Origin of the sequence: Dickeya parazeae Ech586 (assembly GCF_000025065.1) — a bacterium.
Lineage (GTDB): Bacteria > Pseudomonadota > Gammaproteobacteria > Enterobacterales > Enterobacteriaceae > Dickeya > Dickeya zeae.
In genome coordinates this window covers 3,154,146-3,176,162 of the sequence record NC_013592.1, presented here as the reverse complement: position 1 = coordinate 3,176,162, position 22,017 = coordinate 3,154,146, and the positions used below count along the sequence as shown (strand labels likewise).

Genomic DNA, 22,017 nt, shown 5'->3' with positions numbered 1-22,017 from the left:
GCCGAGGTGTTCGTCTTCGCCGGGTGAGCCGCATGGACGCGGCGAAAGACCGTGCCGCGTCTGGAACGCGTCACGGGCGGCCCGAACAGCGAAGGCGAACGCCGAGGGGACCGCGCCAGCGGCACAGTTTAGCCACCAGCCAGTGGTCAAGGAGAGGCGGCGCTGAGCCTCTCCTTGTCGTGCGTGCGATGATGTCGCAAAGGGATAACGGATGCCATCAAGCACGAAACCTCTCGTAACTCCAACAGAAATCACCAATAACAAAACAACAGCGCTGTTTGTCAACAGCGTCAAGGGGCTGGGTGATGGCGGCCGCAGGGGACGATAAGGGGTGTGTGGGAAACCGGGTCGTCGATGATGACGCAGGCCATGCCGAACACTGCCTGCACCAGTTCGGCGGTGATGACATCGGCGGGGGCACCCTGCGCCATGACGGTGCCTGCGCGCATCACGATAAGGTGATCGGCGTAGCGGCAGGCCTGATTGAGGTCGTGCAGTACCGCCACCAGTGTGCGGTCATGCTGCTGGTTCAGTTCCCGAAACAGATCGAGCAGGTCAATTTGATGGGCGATATCCAGCCAGGTGGTCGGTTCATCCAGCAATAACAGCGGCGTTTGTTGTGCCAGCACCATCGCAATCCACACCCGTTGACGCTGGCCGCCAGACAGTTCATCGACGCTGCGTTCTGCCAGTTCGCTGACGTTAGTCGCCACCATCGCCTGTTCCACCGCCACTTGATCCGCCTCACTCCACTGACGCAGTAGCGTTTGATGCGGGTAGCGGCCGCGCGCGACCAAATCCATCACGGTGATGTTATCCGGCACGATAGCGTGCTGTGGCAGCAGACCCAACTGCCGTGCCAGCGTTTTGGTGGGAATGCGGTGGATGCTGGTACCGTCCAGCAACACGTCGCCCGCCATCGGTTTGAGCAGGCGGCATAGCGCTCGCAGCAGGGTGGATTTGCCACAGGCGTTGGGGCCGATGATGACGCTGAATTTTCCTGCCGGGATCGCCACGCTCAAATTGCGGGCGATAATGTTGTTGTCGTAGCCCAGCGTTAACTGCTCGGCGTGTAAAAGCTGTGTCATCCGAATCACTCTTTACAGGCAAATTACAGGTAAATTAAAGGGGCGGATTAGCGACGCGATTCACGGATCAGCAACCCGATCAGATACAGCCCGCCAATGCTGACCGTCACCGAACCGACAGGCAATTGCCGACCGGTAAACAGATGCTGAGCGACAATATCCGCTGCCAGTAGCAGCACGCTCCCCACCAGTGCGGCGGCGCACAGCGGCATAGTGCTGGCACGAGTCAGGCGGCGTGCTATCTGCGGTGCGGCCAGTGCGATAAAGGAAACCGGCCCGGCACTGGCCGTGACCACCGCAATCAATACGATGCCGCACAGCATCAGCCACAATCGGCTGGCCTGTGCATTGACCCCCAGCGCTCTGGCGCTGTCATCGCCCATTTCCAGCAATTGCAAGCGCCGCGCCAGCAGTAGCGTTGCCAGCACGGTCAGTGGCATTACCAGTAACGCTGGCATGGCTTTGGCCCAGGTCATACCGTTCAACGAGCCAGCTCCCCACAAGGCGGCGCTCATCACCGTTTCCAGCGCGCCGGTGATCATCAACCAGGTATTGAACGCCGACAACACGGCACTGACCGCGATCCCGACGATAATCAACCGAAAACCGCTGATACCCTGCCGCCAGGCCAGCAGATACACCAGTAACGCGGTCGCCAGACCACCCAACATGGCACCACCGGCAATCTGGTAATAGCTGCCGTGCAGCACAATGATCGTGACCAGCGCACCGGTATAGGCACCGGTGTTAAAGCCCACGACGTCCGGGCTACCCAATGGGTTGCGCGTCAGGGACTGGAAGATAGCACCGCTGATACCAAGACAGGCACCGCACAGTAACGCCATGATCGCCCGAGGGGCGCGCCATTGGGTGACCACGGTCACGGTACCGGCATCACCGTGGTGAGCCAGCGCCTGCCAGACGGTGACGGCTGACAGCGGCAGGGTGCCGAGGCTGACTGCCAGCGTCAGCAGGGCAATGCAGACCAACAGCAGCGAGAGGTTGATCCACAATGCACGCAACGGCAACCGACCGCTAATCAAACCAGAAGCCGTGCGCAGGAACAGAGTTCGGGTAGACATAACGTGTTTCCTAAAACTTGCGCTGGCGTACCAGCCAGATCAGCACCGGCGCACCGATAAAGGCGGTGACAATAGAAACCCGCAATTCACCCGCTACCAACAGGCGGCCGACAATATCAGCGCAGAGCAACAGTATGGGGGCGAACAGCAGGGAATAGAGCAGAATCCAGCGTTGATCCGGACCGGCCCAGCCGCGAGCGATATGGGGGATCATCAGGCCGACAAAGCCAATCGGGCCGGTCAGCGCGGTAGCGGAGCCACACAACAGCATCACCGACAGCATCGCCATCACACGAATGACCCCCACACGGGTGCCGAGTGCCGTCGCGAGGTCATCCCCCATACTAAGCGTATTCAATGAACGAGCGGCCAAAAAAGCCAGTGCGCAGCCCAGCAGTACGATGGGCGTGACCCAGGCAATGTTGCTCAGCGAACGGATATCCAGCGTACCGGCTTCCCACAGACGCAACTGATCAAAGGCGTGTGGATTGAGCAGCGACAGTGATGAGGTAAACCCCGACAACACGGCGCTCAGCGCCACACCGGCCAGCGTCAGGCGTATTGGATTAACCCGACCGCCGCTCAGTGTACCGATGATCCACACCATCAGGCTGGCTGCCAACACGCCGAGCCAGGCAAACCCCAGCCACGACGCCATACCGGTAATCCCGAATACGCTGATGCCGAGCACGATGGCGAAACTGGCTCCGGCGTTAACGCCGAGGATGCCGGGGTCGGCCAGCGGGTTGCGGGTCAGCGCCTGCATCACCGCACCGGAGGCACCGAGCGCCATGCCCACCAGAATACCGGCCAGTGTGCGCGGCAGCCGCGCCTGTAAAACGATGATGCTGTCCGGACCTTGTGTATGACCGGCCAGACTCTGCCAGACGACCTCCGGCGCGATGGCGCGGGCACCCAGCATCAGGCTGGCGAGACACACCAAAGCTAGCAACAGCAGACAAGGCAGTACGCCACCAAGCCGACGCCCGGTTAACGATGACAGTGTGTACGGCAGGACGGTTGCCTGACTACAAAGAGATGAACGCATTGATAAGAACTGCTTTATTAAATAATGCATATGATTATTATTATCATTAATGTTATGGCATGACTAGGGTAACATTGAGGTTTTGGTAAAGACATTGACCTGAAGCCGGGTTAGGGGCGTTTACCACAGGATTAACGTCTCGCACCTTGCCGGGTATGCCGTTTTTCAGGTCGCTACTGGCGGCGCTGCTGTGCGGCCGAAGCCGCATTTTGACTAAAGACAGGAATTCAACCAACACTCATGGCTAAATCTTCTTTTTTTCTCGACTTCAGTCTGCTCAGGCAGAATGCGCATTTTCGCGCCATTTTTGTGGCCCGCATGTTATCGGTGTTTGCTCTTGGTATGTTGACCGTAGGTGTACCGGTGCAGATTCAGGCGATGACCGGTTCAACGTTACAGGTCGGTATGGCGGTGGCATTGGATGGCATCGGCATGTTTATCGGGCTGATGTTGGGCGGGGTACTGGCGGATCGCTTTGATCGCCGCAAACTGATTTTGTTTGCCCGCGGCACCTGTGGGATAGGGTTTGTGGCACTGAGCCTGAACGCGTTTTCCGGCACGCCGTCATTGCTGGCGCTGTACGTGCTGGCGGCCTGGGACGGCTTTTTCGGCGCACTGGGGATGACCGCGCTGATGGCGGTCATCCCGTTGTTGGTCGGTCGGGAAAATTTACCGGCTGCCGGGGCGCTGACCATGTTGACGGTACGACTGGGTGCCATTTTGTCACCCGCGCTGGGTGGGGTGATTATTGTCGCTGGTGGCGTAGGCTGGAATTTCGCGGTGGCTGCCGCCGGTACGCTGGCGACCTTGATCCCCTTGGTGCGACTGCCGACCATGAAACCGGCACCGGGCAAACCGGAGCACCCATTACAGGCGCTGGCGGGCGGGGTGCGTTTTGTTTGTGCGCACCCGGTGGTGGGATGTGTGGTGCTACTGGGTATGCTGGTGAGCGTGGTGGGTGCCATGCGGGTGCTGTTCCCGGCGCTGGCGGGTGACGCGTACCACGCCGGGCCGTCGGCGGTGGGATTAATGTATTCCGCCGTACCGCTGGGTGCCATGCTGGGGGCGTTTACCAGTGGCTGGGTATCGGGTGTAGAGCGGCCGGGGCGCATTCTGCTGGGCTGTGCGACAGGGGCGTTTCTGGCGGTGGGGTCGCTGGGGCTGTTTAGCCATTTGCTGCCAGCGCTGCTGGCGTTAGTCTGTTATGGCTATTTCAATGCGATCACCTCGTTGTTGCAGTTCACCCTGATTCAGAGTCACACGCCGGATCACCTGTTGGGCCGGGTCAATAGTCTCGGTACCGCGCAGGATGTCACCGGTGATTCCGTTGGCGCGCTGATTCTGGGGCTGATGGGCAAACTCCTGGTGCCTGCGACCAGCATTCTGGCGTTCGGTGCGGCGGCGACCGCGCTGGGGGCACTGATGGCATTGCTGGTACGTCCGCTACGACAATGCCGTTTTGGCGAGCCGCCGGAAACGCAGACCGAAGAGGAAACCGGCGACGTGTTACAGGAAGGATAACGCGTCGCCGTGTGATCAATGCTGTCGGTCAGTGAGCCGCTGGCCGACGAAAACGGTGTTCGATCCGGTCCAGCATGTTGCTGGCGCTGTAATAATCGAGCCGGAAGGTGTCCGGGCCCATCGCCCAAACGCGGTGTTGCACGACCGGTTCGAGGTGACTGAGGAACGGGTTATCGATAACCCGCTTCACGGTATCCTCGTCAGTGGCGAACAGCAGTAGTGACTGGCCGTTGAGGCTGGCAGCCATATTCTCGCCGGAAATCTGCACAATATCTTGCCGTTTGCCCATTCGCGTTTCGGTAGGCAGGTTGTCCGGCAGCGAAGCTAACTGGAACCCGAGTTCATGGAGCAATTGTCCCTGTGCGGACGAGGGTGTCCATAGGTTAACTCCCCGACCGTCTTCGTAATACACCAGTGCCGACACGGGTTGTGGCGGCAGCTCAATCGCCTGTTTCACCGCCTGCACCCGCTGTTCGAAACGCTCAATGACCTGGCGGGCATCGGTTTCGTGACCGATAGCTTCACCCAGATAGTCAGCCAGTTGTTGCCAGCTTTTGTCGCCGTAATCCACCACCAGCGTCGGCGCGATGGCCGAAAGTTGCTCATACAGCTTCAGGGCGGAGTCACCGCCAGTGGCGGCAATAATGATCATGTCCGGTGCGGCCGCGGCAATCGCTTCTGCATTCGGTTCGGTGATATAGAGCGGTTTGACGTGGCGGTCTTTTGCTTCGGCACTCCACTGACGAAAGAACCCTTGCTCGTCAGCCACGACGGTATCAGGGCTGGTGGCACCGGAGCCAACCAGCGGCGCATTGATAGCCAGTAGTGTACCGCTGAGGGTGACACTGGTGGAAACGATGCGTTGTGGTGGGTGCGTGAGTGTGAGCGGCCCTTTCGGCGTTGGTACCGTACGGGGCCAGCCCACGGACGCTGACGCCGAGGTTGTTGGCGTTGGGGTGGCGGCGTTGTCGCAACCGACCAGCAGCATTGCCAGTAACCCCAGTAGCCAGGGTAGGTAACCCTGTTGTTTATTCCCTGATGGCACGCTTTGCGCGCACGTCCCTGATCCCACCATACGTTTACCTGTTGAGCATGAAAATGTGCCGCAAGGTTATCGATAATGCGAATCATATTCAATACGCTTTAGTGGGATGGTTAATATCTCTTAATGATTGCCTGGGGTGAAAATGATCAGTTAACCATGCTGATTTTTTGGTGTCAGACATGTTCATCGTTTTTTCAAAGTAAAACACACAGCGGCTATGTCATGTTTTGTTAATCATGATTCATCACTGTGTATCGAAAGCATAATAAGTGTAATAAAGTTAATGTGTCGTTCCGTTGCGAGCGGCAACATTCTTTATTTATACCAAACAGGTCATGAAGGCCTTAAGGCTGCCTTTGACGTCCGATGTCAGGAGGCTTGCTTTCCTTTTCATTGGATCGTGAGAAGGCGTACTTATTCATTATCATGCTCGGAAAACGGACTTATGTCGCAGATAAAAAAGCATATTTCTCTGGGGCGCTGCTTGTTTGTTGCAGGTAGCTTATTGGCGGCGAACGCCGCTTATGCCGATGAAACCTGTGTGGCAGGCAACTGGCGAGTCAGTAACGTCAGCGATATGCCCGCAGTGCAGTATCAAACCGAACACTTCGCGTTTCGCTGGAACAGTAATCAGGTTAAACAGGCCGACGTCGTTGCCGCCGGTAAGCAACTGGAGTTGATTTGGGATAAGTTCATCAACCAGATCAAATTCCCGCAGCCGTATTGCAACGCCACCACCAAGTACAAGGCGAATATTCATATCGATCCGTCCTTTGGTCTGACCGGCGGTGTTGCGGATGGCGGCACGATGGGGGTTTGGATCGGCCCCGACGCACTGCTTGACCATTGGGGGCTGGCGCATGAATTCACCCATGCGTTGCAAGGGCAGACCGGCAGCTTCCAGTCTTACGGTAATCAAAACTTTGTCGGCTGGATCTGGGAATCCCACGCGAACTGGATGTCGCATCAGTTGGATGAATACCGCGGCACTTCCGCACATTGCTCCGATATGCTGGTGAACTATCCGCACCTGTATCTGGGGTCGACCCGCGATCGTTACTGTAACTGGCAGTTCATGGAACACCTAAAGAACCGCTATGGCTACAGCGCAGTGAACGACATCTGGGCTAAAGCGCCGAAGGCGGGTAGTGCCGAGCAAAACACGACCGACCCGTTCAGTGTGCTGAAGAGCAATATGGGCTGGAGCCAATCCGAACTGAACGATTTCTTCGGCGACTGGGCGATGCACAACGTCAACTGGGACTATACCGATCCTGACGGTTACGATCGTGGTAGTTTCTATCGCCGGACTTACGGTGGATATGGTGCGTTGACGCCATCTCAGGATAACGCCGACCAGTTGTTGCGAACGACGGCGCTGGAGTCGGTCAGTGCTTCTGGTGCCAGACGATTTGCCGTCCCGTTTGATCAGGCACCGCAACGCTGGGGTTACAACATCGTTCGCCTGATCCCGGATAGCGGTGCCACCAAGGTAACGGTGTCGTTTCAGGGCGTGGTGCAAAGTGCACCGGCGGTTAACCGCCTGCCAGGCTTAAAGAACGATCCGGTTTCGTTCACCCAGCCGGATTCCGATTGGCGTTGGGGCCTGGTGGCGATCGACTCCGCCGGTAAGAGCCGTTACAGCGCGCTGCAACGTGGCGCTTCAGCTCAAATCAGTAACTTTGCGGTGAAATCCAATGATAAAGGGCTGTATCTGGTGGTGATGGGGACACCGTCGCAAATGCATCAGATCACCTGGGATCAGGCGTATTACTCGTTGTACCGCTATCCGTGGACGGTGGACCTGACTAACGCTTGGGCGGAAGGCTCACAGCCAAACGCGCCGACACCGACTGCCAAGGGCCGTCGCCATAGTAACGGCGGTGGTTGGGTGGCGAATGGTGCGCAAGTGGCATCGACTGCGTATGTCGGGCCGTATGCCCGCGTGATTGGTGGCAAGGTGCTGGATTATGCCCGTATCGAAGATCATGCGACGGTGTTAAGCGGCACGGTCTCGGGCAATGCGCGTGTGGGTGGCCTCACCGTCGTGCAGGGCGATACGGTCATCAAAGACAATGCGCAGGTGAATACCGTGTTCAAAGGACCGGGGGCGTTTGAGCGTGGCGTGGTGGTGTCCGGCTCAGCGCAACTGCGCGGTGATGCGGAAATTCGTGGGGTTTCTGTCTCTCAAGGGGTGTTCTACGGCTTCATTGATGACAATGAGGTGCGGGACAATCAGGCCGGTGCCAGCCTGAGCGACGCGGTACCTGAAGTGACCGAACGCCCGGCTTACGCCAAATAAGCCGCAGACGGAATCGCGGTATGTGATCGGTGAGTCGATAACATCCGTGGTTGTCGATGTGAGTGTTTGTCGACGTGAGTGTTTGTCGACTCGGGTGAATAAACAACGGGGCAGACGCCCCGTTGTTGTTGACCAATGCGCTGTAATCCGGATTACTGACCGTTCCAGACACGCATTTGTTGGCTGCGTACCTGTAACTTTTGTTCTGGTGTCAGCGCGTTATAGTTGCTGCTAAGGCCGCTTTCCCAGTCGCCGTAAAGCGGGTTAGGCAATACGATGAACTGTGTGCCGAATTTCGCCCGGTTTGCACTGACAAACGCACGGCGTTCATCGTTCAGCTTGTGGTACGTTGCTGCGCCGAAATCATTGAGGTTATCGCCGACATACAGCACGATCTGGTTGCCTTTCGCGCTGATTTCATCAAAGCGGGCTTGTTTATTGCTGCTCCCTTTGCTCAGCCACAGTGTCTGGCTGTTCACGTCCGGGAAACCAAGTTTTAGCATGTTCTCGCGGGTATCCGTGGCTTCGCTTTCCAGCCGGTTCGAGACATAAAACACCTGCCCGCCATGGCTATTGACATACCGCGCAAATTCCACCGCGCCGGGTACTGCCAGAGCCTGACGGGCATGTGACCAGCGGCTCCAGCTTGTCGGACTAAAAGGCTGGTGTTCTTTGGCCTGCCAGCCGCTGTAGGCGCTGTTATCCAGCATGGTTTCATCCAGGTCAACCACAACAACTTTTTTCTTACCGGCAGTCACGGGAGCGGCATCGAATGCCACGCGAGCCGAGTTGAATGCCTGATAACACAATGCCTGATATTCACCCGACTGCTGGAACCAGTTCAGAGCCAGCACCGACTGGTTAGAGAGCGTCGTCTGGGCTTGTTGTGACGGTGTGCTGCAACCGGTTAACGCCAGCATTACCATCAGAGCACCTGCGCTGAAAGTCAGCTTTTTCATGTGTTTTCCTTTCTTGTTTGGGCCAGGCAGGGTAAGTGCACCGCGCCGAAGTCATGGAGTACGTGCATCAACGTATCGAAACAGCAATGTATCAGAGAGTAAATACGCCGGTTTTATTTGTACGTACTTTTTTAAGTGCTGTCACGAATCTGTATGTGGACGAAGACGGGCTTCAGAATGCGCCACCACGATGTGAGGGGGCAGGGGAGTGAAGAACCTGTCTCATCAGGCGATAAAAGAAATGCAGTGAAAAACAAAGGACGATAATAATAAGAAAAATAACAGCGAATTAAGTGTGAATAATTAATAGGAGAGGGTTATCTCGGTTTTATTTATTTTAAAACAGAAAAGAAAATGAATATTAAAGAGGTAATATAAGTTTGTTTCTCCGGGTAATCGTTGGTTGCTGGCTGAAAGATAGCTATGATAATTGCCGGAAGACCGTTTTCTTATCTGTTTTTGTCATAGGGCTGAAATAGATAGCTGATGGTTTTTCTTATTATGGTTTTACTGAATAACGATTTGCTGATTAAAGGATTACGCGTTAACCGTAATCCCTATCTTTATTTTTAAAAACACGAATGGGCATGACGCCTAAGCAAAATAGAAACAGGAGATACTATGTTTTTAAAGAAGAAAGTGATTCTGGCAACTCTCCCTCTCTGGGCCGTATTTACAGCGCATGCTGATGATTTCGACAAACTGGATCAGGCATTGCCTTCCGGTGTTAACGCGGCGTCGATTGCGCCGGTATTTGATTTCGATAGCGATGGCTGCTTGCCCAGTGCCGGAATCAGTCGTAGCGGTCAGCAAAATGGTGGCCTCAATCCGACCGGTAGCCTGACAGGTGGTTGCCGCTGGACGACGTTTCTCGATAAATCCAATACGCTACATCGATACGCCTGCGTTAATAGCAGCGGTAACCGCTACTGTGGCCATTTTTATGCGCTCTATTTCCTGAAAGATCAGATTGTGGCGGGCGTCAAAAGCGGCCACCGGAATGACTGGGAATATGCGGCAGTCTGGACCAAAAACGGCACGGTAACGCATGGTAGCTACAGCGCCCACGGCAAGCTGACGACGGCTGCCGCCTCCAGCCTGGATAAGCAAAATGGCCACCTGAAGTTTGTCTATCACAAAGATGGCGCGCTGACCCACGCATTTCGTTTTGCCAAATCAGGCGAGCAGGCGGAAAACCCTTATAACACCTTTGTCACGCCGGATATTATCAGCTGGTATGCCGTGCATGGTGATGGCGTCAGCAATCAGGACATGCGTAATAAGATGAATTCGTTCGATTATGGCTCGGCAGATATTCCGATGAAGGACAGCAATTTTCTGTCTAACCTGAACGCGGGCAAACCGGGTGATTACCCGAGCTTCACGCAAGCCAGCGTGGACAGCGCTAAATAATGTACCGGCCGGGCCTGACAGTCCGGCTAACGTCATTTTTATGATTTGTGTTTGTTTTTAAAGGATTTTTAGACTTTTTGAGAAGGTGTTAGGCGGGTCGATGGCGTCCCCGACAGGAATCGAACCTGTAACTAGCCCTTAGGAGGGGCTCGTTATATCCATTTAACTACGGGGACCGCGTTGGCGTCGCATTATACCTGATTTAGCAGTCTTCATAAGCACTTGCCGGTGCGTTTGCTCAATCTGCCACCAGTTTTGAGCGGTATACCGGTCTTAATCATGCTATCTTCCGTTATCCGAATCGCCCTGATACGGGGATGACTGTATAGCAAGTCACTGAATTCGGTTGCGATCGCACAATGGGTGCTGGAATTTTGCGGGCGGCTAACGCAGGATCTGCACTCTGCTACGGTTGACCATCGCGTCGGCGACGGTGGCGAACCGATGAGCGTCTTTGTTCATCGTACCAGGTAAGAACCGGACAATTCCGAAGCATTGATGAGAGCTGCGTCACGTCTGGTGTTGCGATCAGGCGATTGCCATTTTCCGATATGCCGCGACAGGGCGGCACGGGCAAACCAAAGCCCGGTGTATTAAAATGATAACATGTGGCCTTGTGCGCTGACGGCCCAGTGGCAGGTCGTGCGGACCGCATGAAAGTTCAGCAGGGAGATACGTTATGAATTTTCGTCTGGGTGGTGTGGTACTGGCGAGTGTGGTGCTTGCCGGCTGTGCCAGCTCTAAAACCTCAGCGCCGGAGCAACGTTCGGATCCGCTGGAAGGATTCAACCGTACCATGTTCGGGTTCAACTACAATGTGTTGGATCCCTATGTCGTTCGTCCGGCTGCGGTAGTCTGGCGTGACTACATGCCACAGCCTGCACGTAACGGGCTAACCAATTTCTTTGTCAACCTGTCTGAACCTGCCACGATGGTGAACTATTTCGCTGAGGGGAAACCCTATCAGGCGATGATTCACCTTAACCGTTTCTTCCTCAATACCTTACTGGGTATGGGTGGCCTGATTGATGTGGCTTCGATGGCGAATCCGAAGCTGGCGAAAGAAGAACCACATCGTTTCGGCAGTACCTTGGGTTATTACCATGTGGGCTACGGGCCTTATCTGGTGTTACCGGGGTATGGCAGTGCGACATTACGTGAAGACGGTGGGGGTGTCGTGGATACGCTCTATCCACCATTGAGTTACCTCACGTTCTGGATGTCGGCGGGTAAATGGGTGGTGGAAGGGTTGGAAACCCGAGCCAGCCTGCTGGATTCCGACGGGTTGCTGCGTAATTCGTCTGATCCATACCTGATGGTGCGTGATGCTTACTTCCAGCGCCATGATTTCCTGGCGAACGGCGGTAAATCCGTTCCGGTGGTCAACCCGAATGCTAAGGCGATTGAAGGCAGTCTGGACGAAATTGATTCAAATAAATAAGCCTTGTTGTAGTGTTATACAGGCACCTGCGGGTGCCTTTTGTAACTAATTTTCCCGTCAAACCCCTTCTGTTACAGCCAATTGGTTGTTTGTGAAGCGTTATTTTATTGTTAATCGTTTATTTAATTACATAAATTCATTTTTATCGTTTATGTAACAATAATAACAGACGGTTAGGAAAGGTAACGATTCAGCTGTCCTGGGCAGGCAATCCGCATGTTGCGTAACCTGTTTTTATCTCCGTCTGTCGTCATCCGGCTTTATGTCGTATCGACATCATAAAGGCAGGTTTGACTACCACGGTTTGCCACTGTTTCCCCCATGGCTCATCGCTTTTGTATCGTTATCTCGCTAATCGGGAATCACCCTTGTTCACCTGCAGGGATGACACACTGACATAACGGGACATAAATATGAAAAAGTTACTGGTTACCACCTTGTGTCTGGGCACAATAGGGCTGGCACAGCCTGCCATGGCGGAGGAACAGCACGCTGTGGATGTGGTGCTGATTGGCGGCGGAGTCATGAGTGCCACACTGGGGACATATTTACAGGCTCTGGAGCCGAACTGGACCATCAGTATGGTTGAGCGGCTGGACAACGTCGCGCAAGAGAGTTCCAACGGCTGGAATAACGCTGGCACCGGCCACTCGGCATTTATGGAACTGAACTACACGCCGGAAAAAGCCGATGGCTCGATTGATATCAGCAAAGCGGTTGAAATCAGCGAAGCGTTCGAGGTTTCCCGCCAGTTCTGGTCTTATCAAATTTCCCATGATGTGATGAAAGACCCGTCGTCGTTCATCAACAGCGTACCGCACATGAGCTTCGTGTGGGGGGACGAGAACGTCAATTATCTGCACAAACGCTATCAGGCGTTGCAGCACAGCACCTTATTCCGCGGCATGGCGTTCTCGGATAATCCGGAACAGATAAAACAGTGGATTCCACTGGTGATGGAAGGGCGAGACTCACAGCAGAAAGTTGCCGCTACCCGCATGCCGATTGGTACCGATGTCAACTACGGCGAAGTAACCCGCCAGTTGGTGAATGGGTTGCAACAGCATTCGACTTTCAACCTGAAACTGAACAATGAAGTGCGTGATATCAAACGTAACCCGGATAAAACCTGGCGCGTTGTGGTCGCTGACCTGAAAAACGGTGGGAAAGAAAGCGCGATTAACGCGAAGTTTGTGTTTATCGGCGCGGGCGGTGCGGCACTGCAATTGTTGCAGAAATCCGGTATTCCGGAAGCGAATAACTACGGCGGCTTTCCGGTCGGTGGTGAGTTTTTGGTGACGGATAATCCGGATATCGTAAAACGCCATCTTGCCAAGGTGTATGGTAAGGCGTCGGTTGGCGCGCCACCGATGTCAGTTCCTCATCTGGATACTCGTATCTTTGATGGTAAACCGGTGCTGCTGTTTGGCCCGTTTGCAACTTTTTCCAGCAAGTTCCTGAAAAACGGCTCATTGTGGGATCTTATCTCGTCAATGAACACCTCCAATGTGATACCGATGATGGATGTGGGGATCGATAATTTCGACCTGGTGAAATACCTGATCGGGCAGCTGATGATGAATGATGATGACCGTTTTGCCGCGCTGAAAGAGTATTTTCCGCAGGCCAAACCGTCTGACTGGCGCCTGGCGGTAGCGGGGCAGCGTGTTCAGGTCATCAAAAAAGACAAAGAGCAAGGCGGCGTACTCAAACTGGGTACCGAGATTGTCAGCGACAAAGACGGAACCATTGCCGCACTGCTGGGGGCTTCGCCGGGTGCATCCACCGCCGCGCCTATCATGCTGAGCCTGTTGCAAACGGTGTTTAAAGATAAAGTCGCCACGCCACAATGGCAGACGAAGCTAAAAGAAATCATCCCGTCTTACGGCCAGAAACTGGAAGGCAACATCGAGCTGACGAATACGATTCGCCGTTACACCAGCAGTACGCTGAAGCTGGATTACATGGAAGTGAAACCGGAGTAATCACCGCATCAGTCATCGCTATGCAGGAAAGCAAAAGGCCGCAATCGCGGCCTTTTTTACGCACACAGACGGTGTCAGAAGCTGTAGTTAAAGTTCACACCGTACAACCACGCCTGCCCTTTAGAGGTAAAGGTGTAGGAAGGCACGCTCTGGGAAATGCCCGGCTCGTGGATAGTCACTTTCTGGCCATGCATGTAAGACACACCCACATCGACCGACGCGTCTTTATTGAAGGCGTAAGTGGTACCGGCGCTCAGCCACAGACGATCCTGATCCGGAATGGAGATAGTGCGTTTGTCAGCCGGAACCGGGCTATCGTCAAACGCGATACCTGCACGGAAAGTCCAGTTGTTGTCGTAGTAGTAGGTTGTTCCCAACGCGATACGGTAGGCGTCGTGGAAGCTCTCGTCTTTTTGGAACAACTGCTGGCCGTTGCTGCCGGTAGCGCGCAGTTCCTGGAATGCGCTCCAGCTGGTGTAGGCCAAGCTGTAGTGAACGGCCCATTGCGGTGCCACACGGTGGTACGCGGAGAATTCCCACATTTCCGGCAGGTTGAGCGTCAGCTTACCGGGGATGGTGGTACCGCTGGTGCCGCGTGGCGCTGCCAGGTCACTTCGGAACGAACCGTTAAAGTCGATATCAACTTTGGAACGGTAGCTCAGGCCAAAACGGTTATTTTTATCCAGCTCGTACAAGAGACCGGCGTTCCAGCCATAACCCCATTCTTTACCGTCCAGATGTGTTATCTCAGCGGTTGGGTTCACGCGCAGCGCCGGGCCGATTTCACCGGCATTACGCACAATTTTGGCATCGGCGTATACGGCGTTAACACCCAGACCAAAGCTGAAATGCTGGTTGAGGCGATAGGCGGCGCTCAGGTTCAGGTTGGTCGTTTTCAGGTCGGTTTTGCCCGCAATGGAACCAGCACTGTAATTATCACTGAATTCGGTCGCCAGACCGAAGTTGGTGGTGGCAAAAGCACCTACCGCCCACTGATCGTTCAGCGGCATGATGAAATGCAGGTTAGGTACCCAGGCGTTGGGCGCGATGTTATCGGCGCTGGCGTCACGGCCGCTGCTGCTGGTGCCGTGCAGGTTGATGTCTGGGTCAATATAGGTGACACCGCCAGAAAACGACGGGCGATCAAACATCGTCATCGTGGCTGGGTTGCGGCTGCCGGAGCTGGCGTTATCTGCAATGGCACTTTCACCGGAGAAAGCACGCCCGAGACCCGATGAAGAGAATTCATTCAACTGGAAACCCGCTGCGGTTGCATTGGATGCCATGAGCGCCAGCGCCACAGCAAGTGATGTTTTCTTTAACAGGACTTTCTGGCTCATGACCGAAACCTCACTGATATTGGCTATTTTTGTTAGCGTGTAACAAGGGACGCGCATTGTAGGGGGGCTTACTGGGCTGACAAATCAGACCAGTTACGAAAAATATAGAATTAACACTATGAAATGTTTTCTTAAAGTTCCATGTATGTTGCAAAAATGATTCAAGAATTTGGATCTGGTTAACAAATGTTATGGTTGTGTTTAGGATTTTTAGCTTATTTCATTGAAAAATAACGCTAATGCGTGATCTGTGTCACGCAATGCCCCTTTAGTTGGTAAGTGCTAGTGATAGGCCGTCCGTGTGAGTAAAATGAGAGCCAGATTACATTGATGGCCCGCTTCCGCTTGAGGAAGCGCCTGTCACCGCAGAGGAGTTTTGCCATGACAAACGCGATTAACAAATGTAGCGCAGAAGAAACCGCCGCCTGTTGCTGTGTGGATGTGGGAACCGTAATGGATAACACCGACTGCACGGCGTCTTACAGCCACATTTTTACCAGCCGTAGCGATGCAGAGCAGATGCAGACACAATTAACGGAAAAAGCCCGTTCAGTTGAATCTGAACCTTGCGTGATTGATGCCCGCCTGTCTGAGGTGGACACAGGGGTCAAACTGGATATGGATTTCACCTTCAGTTGCCAGGCGGAAACGCTGATTTTCCAACTGGGTCTGCGTTAATTCTCCGCTGTGCCAACAGCCCTGCGCGGGATCTAACCTGCGCTAACAGCGGCCCAGAACGGGTCGGGATTCCCGCGCACTCTGCCTCGTTTTGTGTCTGACACGGAGCGAGGCGGTATTTCTTCGCTATCATCTCGTCATTATTTCTGTCATTCCTGCCATTTTCATTTCTGCGTTTTTGCTGTCTTGTGCCGTGTCGTTTTTCGTCTGGTTATGCCCTGTCGTATCGCTATATCTACTGTATCGGCGTACCGGGAAGCGTGGCGGGGTTCGCTGTTTGGTATCGGCTTGTTTGCATAATGTAATCTTCAGGTTAACAATGATTTCAAACCTCCTCGACCTCTGAAAAGGGATGAACCTCATGGTTATGCGCGAAGTCACGCCGTTGCTCACCCGGCGCGGCGATCGGATTGCGATTGTCAGTGGATTGAGAACCCCGTTTGCCCGGCAGGCGACGGTATACCATGGCGTTCCGGCGCTGGAGTTGGGGAAGCTGGTGGTTAATGAGTTACTGCTGCGTAGCGGTGTTGAACCAGAACAGGTGGATCAACTGGTCTTCGGACAGGTGATTCAGATGCCTGAAGCCCCCAATATTGCGCGTGAAATTGTGCTGGGCAGCGGCATGAGTGTGCATACTGATGCTTACAGTGTTTCCCGCGCCTGCGCGACCAGTTTTCAGGCGGTGGCTAACGTGGCGGAAAGTATTCTGGCTGGCACTATCGGCATCGGTATTGCTGGTGGCGCGGACTCAGCATCGGTGCTGCCGATTGGCGTTAGCAAAGCGCTGGCGCACACCCTGGTGTCTCTGTCGCGTGCCAAAACACTCAGCCAGCGGCTGGCGTTGCTGGCCCGATTGCGCCCCCGGGATTTACTGCCGGTAGCACCGGCCGTCGCGGAGTATTCCACCGGCTTGCGAATGGGGGATACCGCTGAACAGATGGCGAAAGACTACCGTATCAGTCGCGACGTGCAGGACGCGTTCGCTCACCGTTCCCATCAACGGGCGGCACAGGCCTGGGCTGACGGTGTGTTACGTGATGAAGTGATGACGGCCTGGGTGCCGCCGTATAAGCAGGCCATCAGCGAAGACAACGCCATTCGGCGTGACAGCGCGCCAGAACAGTATTCCCGCCTTAACCCCGCCTTTGACCGTCGCTACGGTAGTGTGACCGCGGCTAACAGTTCGCCGTTGACCGATGGCGCCGCGGCGGTGTTGCTGATGAGCGAATCCCGGGCCAGCGAACTGCGCTTGACCCCGCTCGGTTACCTGCGCAGTTATGCCTTTAGCGCGATTCCGGTACAGCAAGACATGTTGGCCGGGCCTGCGTACGCCACGCCACTGGCTCTTGACAGGGCAGGCATCCGGCTTGATGACCTGACGCTGATTGACATGCATGAAGCCTTTGCCGCTCAAACGCTGGCCAATCTTCACCTGTTCGCCAGTGCGGCATTCGCCCGCGACAAACTTGGTCGTAGCACACCGTTAGGGGAAGTGGATGAGGCGCGTTTTAATGTCCGCGGTGGTTCGATTGCTTATGGGCATCCGTTTGCGGCAACCGGCGCACGAATGATCACCCAAACGTTGCATGAATTGCGTCGACGGGGCGGTGGGTTAGGCTTGGTGACCGCCTGTGCGGCGGGTGGTCTGGGAGCTGCGATGGTGGTGGAGGTGGCGCAATGACGGAGCAGTTAGGGATGGATCAAACGGATGAGCGCGGCACCCACGCCGCTTTCCAACTGACATTTCGCCCTGACCACATCGGGGTTATTACCGTGGATGTCCCCGGTGAAAAAGTGAATACCCTGAAAGCGGAGTTTGCTGAGCAGATGCAAGCCGTGCTGTCACAAGCCCGGCAGTACAACGGCTTGCAGGGGCTCATTATCCTGTCAGGAAAACCCGCGTCGTTTATTGCGGGCGCGGATATCGGCATGTTGGATGCCTGTGCCGATGTAGCCAGCGCGCAGAAGCTAGCCGAAACCGGCCAGCACACGCTGGAGGCGATCGCTCATCTGCCGTTCCCGGTGGTGGCGGCTATTCACGGTACCTGTCTGGGTGGTGGTCTGGAACTGGCGCTGGCTTGCGACTATCGGCTCTGTACCGCCGATGACAGCACCCGCCTCGGATTACCGGAGGTGCAACTGGGGCTATTACCGGGGGCTGGCGGTACTCAACGCCTTCCACGACTGATAGGCGTAGATCGTGCATTGGAGTTAATACTTACCGGGCGACAACTGCGGGCTGCGCAGGCACGGCGTATCGGGCTGGTTGATGAAGTGGTGGCGCCAGCCGTCTTGCTGGAGGCGGCGCTAGGTTTTATTCGTCGAGGTAAACGGCAGGTGACCTCACCCGGCTGGCGACACCGGTTACTGATGCTGCCGTATGTTCGCCGTTGGCTGTTCGAGCGGGTGCGGCGACAGACGCTGGCAAAAACCCAGGGCAACTATCCGGCGGCGACGCGCATCATTGAGGTAGTGCGCTGTGGTCTGGAACAGGGGCGTCAGGCCGGTTATCAGGCGGAGGCCCGCGCTTTCGGGCAATTGGTGATGTCACCGGAATCCGTGGCATTGCGGCGGTTGTTTTTTACCACCACAGCATTGAAAAAAGATTTTGGTGCGCCGGTAGCACCCGGCCCATTACGCCGTGTCGGCGTGCTGGGCGGCGGGCTAATGGGGGGCGGTATCGCCAGTGTGACGGCGCTGAATGGTCAGTTGCCGGTAAGGATTAAGGATATTCAAGAGCAGGGGATCACCCAGGCGTTACACAGTAGTTGGCAACGGCTAAACAAGCAGGTGGCCCGTCGGCGTATGACACCAGCAGAACAGCGGCGACAGATGAGCCTGCTCTCCGGTGGCACCGATTATCGGGGGTTTGAGCATGTTGATGTGGTGGTGGAAGCGGTATTTGAGGATATCGCGCTCAAACAGCAGATGGTTCGGGAAATCGAGGCAGTCACGCCACCCCATACCGTGTTTGCCACCAATACGTCATCGTTACCCATTCATCAGATTGCCGCGGGTGCCAGCCGTCCAGCGCAGGTGATCGGCCTGCACTACTTTAGCCCAGTGGATAAGATGCCGCTGGTTGAGGTCATTCCCCATGCCGGAACCGATGAGGTGACGTTAGCCACTACGGTGGCGTTGGCGAGAAAGCAGGGCAGAACGGCGATTGTTGTGGCGGATAAAGCCGGGTTTTACGTCAATCGCATTCTGGCACCTTACCTGAATGAAGCGGCCCGCTGCCTGCTGGAAGGGGAACCGGTAGAGTCGATTGACCGGGCGCTGGTACGTTTTGGTTTTCCTGTCGGCCCGTTTACCTTGCTGGATGAAGTGGGGATTGATGTGGCGATGAAAATTGTACCCGTGCTGGTCGCCGAACTGGGAGATCGATTCTGCGCGCCTCCGGCACTGGAGGCGATAGCCAGGGATAACCGCAAAGGGCGTAAGAACGGGCGGGGTTTTTATCGCTACGATCTGTCTCGATATGAGCGGTTGTGCAACCGATGGCGTCGACAGCATAAAGTCTCTGATAGCCGTATCTATCGCTTGCTGGATGTCACGCCAACCGCGCATCTGGACCCGGCGTTGATGGCGCAGCGCTGCGTCATGATGATGCTCAATGAAGCGGTACGTTGTCTGGATGAAGGGGTGATTCGTCGCCCAGGGGAGGGGGACATCGGCGCAGTAATGGGGATTGGGTTTCCACCGTTTCTGGGCGGGCCGTTTCATTATATGAATCAATTGGGTATCACGACGGTGGTCGGTACGCTGCGGTCATTGCAAAAGCAGTACGGCGATCGGTTTGCCCCTGCTGAAGGGCTGCTCCGGCGGCAGTCTGAACAGTCCGGTTTTACCGATGACACGATGAGTTAAGAACTTAAGAACCTGTTCCGTTAGGGCTAATTTACTTGCCGTTTTGGTATAGGCACCACAGGGTAAAGGCAGAGTCTGCCCCACTTTGCGTTACCTTGTTTATTCTTCCCCCGATAGGATGAATAAAGACGGTAATGTATTAGAAACAGGTTTTTTGAATGACTCGACCCGATCTTGTTTAAAAAATATCATTATTTTATGACGAGAAAGGCCTTCGCTGAATTTAATTTTTGGTTAAGGCCTTTAATTAATAAACGCATTAAATATAAAGACGAATTTTTTGAGGGTTTCTATTTTATCTTTTTGAAAAATAGTGTTTTTAATTGGGTGCTTTATAGTCTTCCGTTACCCTGAATAACGATTCCCTGAGTGCTGGGCATAATACCGCGCTGAACTATTTAAATATGTTGTATTCGTTGCCAGTGCTGCCTGTGTTTACTATGAGTGAGGCTGCGTCTTTTTTCCAGCGTTTCCCATGTTAATAAGATGAAAAAGTGTAAAAGTGTCATAAAAATAAAACCTGTGTCGGTTTGTTCTGTATTATCAGGATTGATAATTTTTTTATCTGAATAAAAATTATATTACAGTTTAAAATTCCGCTAACTGAGAGGGAATTGATGACGGGTAGCATATTATGATGCAGCTATACTGATTTTCCCCTGATAAAAGCAAGGTTAATTGCCTGAAAATACGGGATGTTGGCGGTGTCGACGCTAACCTAATGGGAGGGTGGCATGGTGATGGCGGTGCTCCACGCAGGGGATTGGTTGCGATTCCCTGACAATTGGGGTAAAAAAATGCGCTTTGCGTCGGTCAAAACACCATCAGCAAGACGAGGGTGGTATCCGACACCAGGCTGTGACCTGTCGCAAAACGGCGTTGTGCCGATTCAGTTAATCTACAGCTATCCCCAGGGATTTATTGCCCTTTTTTCATTAATATAGCGGTGTAATATGCAAGTTTTGATCATGCGTCATGGTGATGCCGTACCTGACGCTGCCAGTGATGCACTCCGGCCGTTAAGCCGTCGGGGAGATGAAGAATCGCGTCAGATGGCAGCCTGGCTTAACGATCAGGCGATTGACATTGAGCGGGTACTGGTGAGTCCCTATGTGCGGGCTCAACAGACGTTACAGGTAGTAGCAGAAATCATGCCATTACCGGAAGAAAGTGAATGCCTGCCGGAATTGACACCGGGCGGTAATGCCGAATTAGTGTGTGACTACCTGCTGGCGCTGGCAAAAGAAGGCACCAGCGCCGTGCTGGTAATATCTCATCTGCCGCTGGTGGGGTATCTGGTCGCTGGGTTGTGCCCGGCTGAGAATGCGCCCATGTTTGCCACCTCGGCCATTGCCTGCGTCGAACTGGATGATGCATCTGGAACCGGCGTTTATCACTGGCAGGTTTCCCCTTCTCAGTTAGCCGCTAAAGCAGCCAAAGCAGCCAAACTCTGAATCGTCAATGCCCCGAGCGGTGAGCTGCATCGGGGTGAAGGTGGCTATAGCTGACAAGATGCGTCGACGATCAGTGGTTATTCATCGTCAGCGCTTTCTTGTGCCACCAGTACCAGCAAGGCGGCATCACCGCCAAATTCTTTCGGTGCCTGATGGAATGCCAGCACATCCGGGTGCTGTGCCAGCCACAGCGGCGTTTGTTGTTTGAGAATATGTTTACCATGACCGTGCATCACGCAGGCACAGTAAACATGTTCGCGCTGACAGGCGGCCAACAACGCCCCTAGCTCCTGTTTGGCCTCCAGTTGCGTCAGTCCGTGTAAATCCAGAAACAGCTCCGGTGAGTAATCTCCGCGGCGCAATTTCTTCAACTCATAATGGCTGGCACCGGGACGGATATAACGTGTTGGCCCGTCGTTTTCCAGTTGCGGTTGAAATTCATCCGAAAAATAGAAACTGGCGTCCACCTGTTCCTGAATCATTCGCCGGGGCGGCAGTACGCCGGGTTTATGACGAACCGGACGGTGGACATAGGTATCCTGACGCAACCGGGTGGCACCCGCTACCGACGTGCGGAAAAGCGCCTGTTCCTCGTCATCAAGCATGAATTTTTTTTTCATTAGTGCGTTACTCTGTCTCGTCGCCGTTCTGTTTCAGAATAGAAATACGGTATCGGTATAGAAATACGGTATCAATGTAGTCTACCTGTTCCGTGTCGGTGGCTAAACAAAACCTTATCATTCCTTGTCCATTCCCCCGACTGTTTCCCCGGCCCGCGCCGTCTGGCGGTG

16 protein-coding genes and 1 tRNA gene are annotated in these 22,017 nt (G+C 54.6%); 9 read left to right on the top strand and 8 right to left on the bottom strand.

All coding sequences use genetic code 11. The features are described 5' to 3' along the window. Positions 1–290: 290 nt before the first annotated feature. The 3 genes from DD586_RS13880 to fepD are packed head-to-tail and all read right to left on the bottom strand — an operon-like array spanning position 291 to position 3,248. Complete coding sequence (locus tag DD586_RS13880; protein WP_012885463.1) at positions 291–1,088, bottom strand: ABC transporter ATP-binding protein; 798 nt, start codon at positions 1,086–1,088, stop codon at positions 291–293. A gap of 47 nt (positions 1,089–1,135) precedes the next feature. After that, entirely contained in the window at positions 1,136–2,170 is a 1,035-nt protein-coding gene (gene fepG, locus DD586_RS13875) for an iron-enterobactin ABC transporter permease (RefSeq protein ID WP_012885462.1), read from the bottom strand. Positions 2,171–2,180: 10 nt separating this feature from the next. After that, a complete protein-coding gene (gene fepD / locus DD586_RS13870; RefSeq protein WP_080516776.1) occupies positions 2,181–3,248 on the bottom strand; it encodes a Fe(3+)-siderophore ABC transporter permease in 1,068 nt (355 codons plus the stop codon). A gap of 210 nt (positions 3,249–3,458) precedes the next feature. On the opposite strand from fepD, the gene entS reads away from it, so the two are divergent. After that, positions 3,459–4,739 (top strand): enterobactin transporter EntS, encoded by a 1,281-nt coding sequence (gene entS, locus DD586_RS13865; protein ID WP_012885460.1) that lies wholly within the window; start codon positions 3,459–3,461, stop codon positions 4,737–4,739. A gap of 28 nt (positions 4,740–4,767) precedes the next feature. Here the strand turns inward: entS and fepB are convergent, their stop codons facing one another. Then, positions 4,768–5,814, bottom strand: coding sequence for a Fe2+-enterobactin ABC transporter substrate-binding protein (gene fepB, locus DD586_RS13860; RefSeq protein WP_012885459.1), 1,047 nt, complete (start codon positions 5,812–5,814; stop codon positions 4,768–4,770). Positions 5,815–6,229: 415 nt separating this feature from the next. On the opposite strand from fepB, the gene DD586_RS13855 reads away from it, so the two are divergent. After that, positions 6,230–8,086: an Svx/AvrXca family virulence/avirulence protein gene (locus tag DD586_RS13855; RefSeq protein ID WP_012885458.1), complete on the top strand. Its 1,857-nt coding sequence runs from the start codon at positions 6,230–6,232 to the stop codon at positions 8,084–8,086. A gap of 152 nt (positions 8,087–8,238) precedes the next feature. Here the strand turns inward: DD586_RS13855 and DD586_RS13850 are convergent, their stop codons facing one another. After that, entirely contained in the window at positions 8,239–9,045 is an 807-nt protein-coding gene (locus DD586_RS13850; RefSeq protein WP_012885457.1) for a 5'-nucleotidase, lipoprotein e(P4) family, read from the bottom strand. Between the two features lie 621 nt (positions 9,046–9,666). Between DD586_RS13850 and DD586_RS13845 the strand changes: the two genes are divergently transcribed. Further along, entirely contained in the window at positions 9,667–10,458 is a 792-nt protein-coding gene (locus DD586_RS13845; RefSeq protein ID WP_012885456.1) for an NPP1 family protein, read from the top strand. 101 nt (positions 10,459–10,559) lie between these two features. Here the strand turns inward: DD586_RS13845 and DD586_RS13840 are convergent. After that, positions 10,560–10,634: transfer RNA gene (locus DD586_RS13840), tRNA-Arg, on the bottom strand. A gap of 503 nt (positions 10,635–11,137) precedes the next feature. Between DD586_RS13840 and mlaA the strand changes: the two genes are divergently transcribed. Together mlaA and mqo are read left to right on the top strand one after the other, a co-directional pair. Beyond that, a complete protein-coding gene (gene mlaA, locus DD586_RS13835) occupies positions 11,138–11,899 on the top strand; it encodes a phospholipid-binding lipoprotein MlaA (RefSeq protein WP_012885455.1) in 762 nt (253 codons plus the stop codon). A gap of 413 nt (positions 11,900–12,312) precedes the next feature. Further along, entirely contained in the window at positions 12,313–13,884 is a 1,572-nt protein-coding gene (mqo, locus tag DD586_RS13830; protein WP_012885454.1) for a malate dehydrogenase (quinone), read from the top strand. Positions 13,885–13,958: 74 nt separating this feature from the next. On the opposite strand, the gene fadL is transcribed toward mqo, so the two are convergent. Continuing rightward, the gene (gene fadL / locus DD586_RS13825; RefSeq protein ID WP_012885453.1) at positions 13,959–15,224 is read right to left on the bottom strand and encodes a long-chain fatty acid transporter FadL; all 1,266 of its coding nucleotides are present in this window, start codon (positions 15,222–15,224) and stop codon (positions 13,959–13,961) included. Positions 15,225–15,605: 381 nt separating this feature from the next. Here fadL and DD586_RS13820 point away from each other — a divergent pair, with 381 nt between their 5' ends. The 4 genes from DD586_RS13820 (at position 15,606) to sixA (ending at position 21,226) form a co-directional block, all read left to right on the top strand. Further along, positions 15,606–15,902, top strand: coding sequence for a YfcZ/YiiS family protein (locus DD586_RS13820; protein ID WP_012885452.1), 297 nt, complete (start codon positions 15,606–15,608; stop codon positions 15,900–15,902). Between the two features lie 367 nt (positions 15,903–16,269). Continuing rightward, positions 16,270–17,583: an acetyl-CoA C-acyltransferase FadI gene (gene fadI, locus DD586_RS13815; RefSeq protein ID WP_041165005.1), complete on the top strand. Its 1,314-nt coding sequence runs from the start codon at positions 16,270–16,272 to the stop codon at positions 17,581–17,583. Beyond that, positions 17,580–19,772, top strand: coding sequence for a fatty acid oxidation complex subunit alpha FadJ (gene fadJ, locus DD586_RS13810; RefSeq protein WP_012885450.1), 2,193 nt, complete (start codon positions 17,580–17,582; stop codon positions 19,770–19,772). Before fadI ends, fadJ begins: the two co-directional genes overlap by 4 nt. Positions 19,773–20,725: 953 nt before the next feature. Beyond that, on the top strand, positions 20,726–21,226 hold the full coding sequence (gene sixA, locus DD586_RS13805) for a phosphohistidine phosphatase SixA (protein ID WP_012885448.1): 501 nt from the start codon (positions 20,726–20,728) through the stop codon (positions 21,224–21,226). Positions 21,227–21,303: 77 nt separating this feature from the next. Here the strand turns inward: sixA and smrB are convergent, their stop codons facing one another. Continuing rightward, positions 21,304–21,846: an endonuclease SmrB gene (smrB, locus tag DD586_RS13800; protein ID WP_012885447.1), complete on the bottom strand. Its 543-nt coding sequence runs from the start codon at positions 21,844–21,846 to the stop codon at positions 21,304–21,306. Positions 21,847–22,017: the final 171 nt, after the last annotated feature.

Excerpts from the sequence above, each read along its gene's own strand:
- mlaA (WP_012885455.1), top strand. The coding sequence starts at position 11,138 with ATGAATTTTCGTCTGGGTGGTGTGGTACTGGCGAGTGTGGTGCTTGCC.
- sixA (WP_012885448.1), top strand. The coding sequence starts at position 20,726 with ATGCAAGTTTTGATCATGCGTCATGGTGATGCCGTACCTGACGCTGCC.
- DD586_RS13880 (WP_012885463.1), bottom strand. The coding sequence starts at position 1,088 with ATGACACAGCTTTTACACGCCGAGCAGTTAACGCTGGGCTACGACAAC.
- fepD (WP_080516776.1), bottom strand. The coding sequence starts at position 3,248 with ATGCATTATTTAATAAAGCAGTTCTTATCAATGCGTTCATCTCTTTGT.
- mqo (WP_012885454.1), top strand. The coding sequence starts at position 12,313 with ATGAAAAAGTTACTGGTTACCACCTTGTGTCTGGGCACAATAGGGCTG.
- DD586_RS13820 (WP_012885452.1), top strand. The coding sequence starts at position 15,606 with ATGACAAACGCGATTAACAAATGTAGCGCAGAAGAAACCGCCGCCTGT.
- fadJ (WP_012885450.1), top strand. The coding sequence starts at position 17,580 with ATGACGGAGCAGTTAGGGATGGATCAAACGGATGAGCGCGGCACCCAC.
- DD586_RS13850 (WP_012885457.1), bottom strand. The coding sequence starts at position 9,045 with ATGAAAAAGCTGACTTTCAGCGCAGGTGCTCTGATGGTAATGCTGGCG.
- DD586_RS13855 (WP_012885458.1), top strand. The coding sequence starts at position 6,230 with ATGTCGCAGATAAAAAAGCATATTTCTCTGGGGCGCTGCTTGTTTGTT.
- smrB (WP_012885447.1), bottom strand. The coding sequence starts at position 21,846 with ATGAAAAAAAAATTCATGCTTGATGACGAGGAACAGGCGCTTTTCCGC.
- entS (WP_012885460.1), top strand. The coding sequence starts at position 3,459 with ATGGCTAAATCTTCTTTTTTTCTCGACTTCAGTCTGCTCAGGCAGAAT.
- fadI (WP_041165005.1), top strand. The coding sequence starts at position 16,270 with ATGCGCGAAGTCACGCCGTTGCTCACCCGGCGCGGCGATCGGATTGCG.
- fadL (WP_012885453.1), bottom strand. The coding sequence starts at position 15,224 with ATGAGCCAGAAAGTCCTGTTAAAGAAAACATCACTTGCTGTGGCGCTG.
- fepG (WP_012885462.1), bottom strand. The coding sequence starts at position 2,170 with ATGTCTACCCGAACTCTGTTCCTGCGCACGGCTTCTGGTTTGATTAGC.
- DD586_RS13845 (WP_012885456.1), top strand. The coding sequence starts at position 9,667 with ATGTTTTTAAAGAAGAAAGTGATTCTGGCAACTCTCCCTCTCTGGGCC.
- fepB (WP_012885459.1), bottom strand. The coding sequence starts at position 5,814 with ATGGTGGGATCAGGGACGTGCGCGCAAAGCGTGCCATCAGGGAATAAA.